Genomic DNA, 4,628 nt, shown 5'->3' on the forward strand with positions numbered 1-4,628 from the left:
AATCATAATATTTATATAACTTAAAAATTATACAATTATTATATAATTTAATATTTTTAATAAATTTAATTATTGATGTGTTTTTCTATGATGAGAATAAGTATGTCTTTACCTAAAAAATTATTAGCAGACTTTGATGAAGTGTTGAAAGAAAGGGGATATCAATCTCGTTCAAAAGGAATTCGTGATGCACTTCAAGATTATATCGTAAGATATCAATGGATGGATTCCATGGAAGGGCAAAGAATTGGTATTGTAACTATTATTTACGACCACCACTATACTGGCGTTATGGAAAATCTTGCTGAGATTCAGCATAGTTTTAGAAATGAAATTAACACTAGTATGCACATTCACATGACTGATAAATATTGTATGGAAATCGTTGTTGTTAACGGTGACATTGCTGAAATTCGTGATTTGACTGAAAGGATAATGAGACTTAAAGGTGTTGAACACGTAAAACTCACAAGTACAGCTAATGGTGAAGAATTTAGTGAACCGGGACACAGCCATGACCATGGTCACAGTCACACTCACTAAATCTTTTTAAATTTTTTCATGAAATTCAAAACCACTCCTTATCATTCTGATTTATTAAAAGATCAGGAGCGATTAGCTAGCTTTTATAATGCAATTTGCGAATATTCTTCAGATAATAAGGTAGCTTATGATTTAGGATGTGGCAGCGGCATATTATCTTATTTTTTAAGTTCTCATTTTGAAAAGATTATTTCTTTGGAAAAGGATGTTAAAACTTTTCAATGTGCGAAAGATAATTTGGCTAATTTTTCAAACGTTCAAGTAATAAACAGTGATGTTCTTGAGTATAATTTTGAAAAAAAAGCGGATTTAATTGTATGTGAAATGATGGACACCGCTTTAATAGATGAAGAGCAGATTCCAGTCATTAACCACGCTAAAAAATTCCTTAAAAAAACAGGTGAAATAATACCTAAAGGGATTATAAATACAGTGGAATTGGTAAATCTGGAAAGAGATTATGTTCATTGGGATGAAGATGGAGTGCATTATGAAGTATTCTCCGATGCGGAAGTTTATTCAAAATTTGATTTTTTAGATGAGATTAATCCTAATTTTGAGAAAACAATATCAATTAAAGCTAAGGGGGAGGGTATTGTTAACGGATTGAAGATAACCACCTTCACAAAACTCAACGATGACATTATATGCGGACCAACTCCAATGTTAAATCCGCCGTTGTTAATTCCATTAGGTAATCGTTTAGTAAAAAACAATGATTTTATAAATGTTGAATTAAAATATATTATGGGAAAAGGGATTGAAAGTATTAAAACTGATTATTTGTAGGATGGTAAAATGTCTTTTGAATCTCAATTAAGCGATTTTCTTAAAGATTGTGAGAAATTAATTGTTCTTGGTGTAGGCAATGAACTTAAATGTGATGATGGTGTAGGTCCGTTCATTATTAGGAAGTTAAAAGAGAAAGACATTGAAAATGAGAGTAACTCATTGTTTATTAATACTGAAACGGTCCCTGAAAATTTCACAGGTAAAATTAGAAAAGAGAAGCCGACCCATTTAATCATTGTTGATGCATGTTTGATGGGTGGCGAACCTGGAGATATGAAAATCGTAGATAAATACGATTTTGCAAACATAGGCATTTCAACTCATTCGATGTCCTTATCATACTTTGTGAGATACTTGGAAAAAGACACGGATATTGAAATAATCTTTGTTGGCATTGAACCGGAGTCAATGGATTATTCAGAAAGATTAACAGAAAATGTTGAAAAGACAGCCTATGAATTTATTGACACGTTAAAAGGAATTACATTATGAAATTATTGTTTATTGGGTCAAGATTATATGATGATATTGACTGGTATGTTAAAAGTAAAGGAATAGAAAGCGTACTTACGGAATCTAATGAAGAAGCTGTTAACTTGGATTTGCCCGACCAGGTGTTCATTGTTCCAAGGGGTATGGATGGACCAAAACAAGTTGCATTAATGCAGAATGTTGATGCAATTGTTCCATTAATTGGGATTGACCCCCCATTAATAGATGTTGCGCGCATGAAAGAGGAGATTGAAGAGGAATATGGAATTCCGGTGATAGCTTCAGGCGTAAGGGCCGTTGAACTGACTTCCAATAAGATTAAAACTAAGGAGTTTTACGCAGAAATTGGTGTTGCAACTCCCCAATATCAAATTCTAAATAGTCCTGATGAACTTGATTTGGAGCTTCCTGTTGTTTTAAAACAGGGTGAAGGACAGGGAGGCAAAGATATTAAGGTAGCCAAATCAATTGAAGATGTCAACGAATACTTTGACGAGTTTGACCAGGCATTATGTGAAAAATTCGTTGAAGGATTTGAAATTTCAATTGAAGTGTTGGGATATAATGGGGAATATGTTGCCCTTCCTCCGATTTATAAAGGTGAAACAACTTTGGAAGGAACCCATCCGTTAAATAAAGTTAAAACCGGTCCGTGCATGGTTGAGGGATTGGATAATAATTTAGTTCAGCACACCGCCTATAAAGTAGCTAAGAATTTGGCTTCTGATGGTATTTTTGAAATGGATTTCATGTTTTCTAAATATGATGGTCAGTTATATGCTATTGAAGTAAATACAAGACCTAACGGCACCAGATATTTGACAACGGCCACCTGTGGTGTTAATTCATTATGCGAATTAGTTAATATGGCAATCGGTGAATTTTCACTAGCTAAAGTTTCTGATAAACTCCAGTATTATTATTCTACTGAAATTCCAATAGGTAATTACGAGGGGCCGTCTCCTAAAGAACCCGTCAAATCTTTTGAAGCCAATGATTTTGTTGTTCATGGTCCAAGAGGCTATCAAAGAGTAACTGCCAGAGCTAATTCTAAAAAAGAACTTGAAAATTTAGTTGATAAAATAACTTAATTTGTGGACTCTTTCAAAAACTTTGTTGATTTTCAAAATCGGCTTTTCGATTTTGATTCCAAATTAAATCTCTGCGATATATTCGTTTTAAAACACCTCGTTTGGTCTTGAATGTTCGTTTTCTGGATTTTGGCATTGTTTTTTGAAAGGCATTTTCAATTTTGTTGCTTGTTTTTTCAATTCGTTTGTCCTTTAAGTGATGAATGAAGCTTTTATATCGTGGAGTGATTGATTTTTTGATTATTTTATAAATAACTGGATGAAAATCTTCTTTACGATAAATTAATGATTGTACTTCTTTTTTTAATTCATCGTAATCATTTAAATCGAATAAATCTTTGATCATTTTCAGTTGTTTATGGCATTCTTGATATTCTTCGTCAGAAATGCGATTTTTGTCTTTAAAAGTTTTTAATTGTTTATTTAAACTTTTTTTAGTATGAAAAATACATAATTGATGTTTAAAACCTATTTTTGGGATAATTGGGGCATATTTTTTATCTAAATCTGTCGTGATTGCAATTTTATTTTTATTTGCCGTAGATTCTCTTAAAAACTTTTCAACAGTTGTTTCATCTTCAGTATCATAAATTGCATCGGCTACGATGCAATTTGAAATAGCATCCAATAATGTGTGGCGATATTTCCATTCTCCGTTGATTTTTATCCATTCTACATCAAAGACATAATAACCCGAGCAACGACCTAAATCAAATTCTAAAATGTTTTCATTAACAAATAACCAATTTTCAATTGTTTGGTGTGAAACAGTGATTCCAAAGAATTTTTTAAAAGATTTACAAACATTTTTTAAGCTTCCCAGATAATCTGAAATTAAATGTTCTGATTCACTTTTCAATTCATTTGTAAAATTGCTGTTTTTATCAACAAGACTTGTTAAATCAGTTTGAAAGGTTTTACCACAACGTTTACAAATATAACGCTGAACTTTCACCTTAGTTTTACCTATTTCTTTAAATACTAATGTTCTTTTTGTAAAACCATATTTAACTACATGACGAGTTCCACAATTTGGACATCGAGCTAAACTCATTTTAAAATAAGGAACATCCTTTTTAAAACTTAAATCAAAAGATTTCAAGACCTTTTGACAGGATTTAAAAATTTTCACAAAACGAGGATCTGAAAGGACTAATCCATCATTAGAATCGCAAAATATATATTGTTTAACATCTAAAATACTATTTGGAGTATTTGTTTTTTGGTTAGGCATAATAAAAACTTTTACTCCACCTTTTTATTAAATTTAACTATTTTTAAACAAAATAAAAATTCAAAACTAATTTTCATCAAAAAATTTCAAATCAACAAAGTTTTTGAAAGAGTCTAATAAATTTAGTGGAGGACATTTATGGCAGATTCTATAATTTTACTTGAAGAGAGAAAAGAAGTCACAACCTTCCTTCTGGATGAAGGTACAATCACCGCAACCACAGTCACAACCCCTACAGGTGAAACTCCAGGTTACGAATACGCAGGAACCAAAATAAAAGTCGATGACGCAGTTACCCTATCAGCCAACTCAGACATCGGAAAACCAACTGTTAAAAAATTCACTGGTGCGGAAGGTGAAATAATTTTAGGAATTGCAGTCAACGATCCGGTTACCATGACTGGAGGTAAAAGAAAAACAGCTATTCTCGTATTGGGACATTTGTTCAGATTAAAATTAGCAAGTGGAATTTCAAA

Annotated in this window: 6 protein-coding genes; 5 read left to right on the forward strand and 1 reads right to left on the reverse strand. The window is 31.8% G+C overall.

The genetic code is table 11. The features are described from left to right. Window positions 1-87: 87 nt before the first annotated feature. Genes nikR through ACKI4K_RS02075 form a run of 4 tightly spaced genes read left to right on the forward strand, consistent with a single transcriptional unit; the run spans window position 88 to window position 2,918 of the window. Window positions 88-543, forward strand: a complete 456-nt coding sequence (nikR, locus tag ACKI4K_RS02060; protein ID WP_407421789.1) for a nickel-responsive transcriptional regulator NikR — start codon at window positions 88-90, stop codon at window positions 541-543. An 18-nt stretch (window positions 544-561) separates the two neighbouring features. Beyond that, window positions 562-1,332 (forward strand): methyltransferase domain-containing protein, encoded by a 771-nt coding sequence (locus tag ACKI4K_RS02065; protein WP_407421791.1) that lies wholly within the window; start codon window positions 562-564, stop codon window positions 1,330-1,332. Between the two features lie 9 nt (window positions 1,333-1,341). Then, complete coding sequence (gene hycI, locus ACKI4K_RS02070; protein ID WP_407421793.1) at window positions 1,342-1,827, forward strand: hydrogenase maturation peptidase HycI; 486 nt, start codon at window positions 1,342-1,344, stop codon at window positions 1,825-1,827. Next, window positions 1,824-2,918 carry an acetyl-CoA carboxylase biotin carboxylase subunit family protein gene (locus ACKI4K_RS02075; RefSeq protein ID WP_407421795.1) on the forward strand — a complete coding sequence of 365 codons (1,095 nt, stop codon included), beginning with the start codon at window positions 1,824-1,826 and terminating at the stop codon, window positions 2,916-2,918. Before hycI ends, ACKI4K_RS02075 begins: the two co-directional genes overlap by 4 nt. 13 nt (window positions 2,919-2,931) lie before the next feature. Here ACKI4K_RS02075 and ACKI4K_RS02080 read toward each other — a convergent pair whose 3' ends face one another. Then, window positions 2,932-4,152, reverse strand: coding sequence for a hypothetical protein (locus ACKI4K_RS02080; protein ID WP_407421797.1), 1,221 nt, complete (start codon window positions 4,150-4,152; stop codon window positions 2,932-2,934). Window positions 4,153-4,290: 138 nt separating this feature from the next. On the opposite strand from ACKI4K_RS02080, the gene ACKI4K_RS02085 reads away from it, so the two are divergent. Then, window positions 4,291-4,628, forward strand: a 338-nt coding sequence (locus tag ACKI4K_RS02085; RefSeq protein ID WP_407421799.1) for a hypothetical protein, incomplete at its 3' end; no start/stop codon positions are given.

The organism is Methanobrevibacter sp. (genome assembly GCF_045644645.1).
Lineage (GTDB): Archaea > Methanobacteriota > Methanobacteria > Methanobacteriales > Methanobacteriaceae > Methanocatella.

What these genes read in the sequence shown, in the direction of transcription:
- ACKI4K_RS02065 (WP_407421791.1), top strand. Translation starts at nt 562, where the DNA reads ATGAAATTCAAAACCACTCCTTATCATTCTGATTTATTAAAAGATCAG.
- nikR (WP_407421789.1), top strand. Translation starts at nt 88, where the DNA reads ATGATGAGAATAAGTATGTCTTTACCTAAAAAATTATTAGCAGACTTT.
- ACKI4K_RS02075 (WP_407421795.1), top strand. Translation starts at nt 1,824, where the DNA reads ATGAAATTATTGTTTATTGGGTCAAGATTATATGATGATATTGACTGG.
- ACKI4K_RS02080 (WP_407421797.1), bottom strand. Translation starts at nt 4,152, where the DNA reads ATGCCTAACCAAAAAACAAATACTCCAAATAGTATTTTAGATGTTAAA.
- hycI (WP_407421793.1), top strand. Translation starts at nt 1,342, where the DNA reads ATGTCTTTTGAATCTCAATTAAGCGATTTTCTTAAAGATTGTGAGAAA.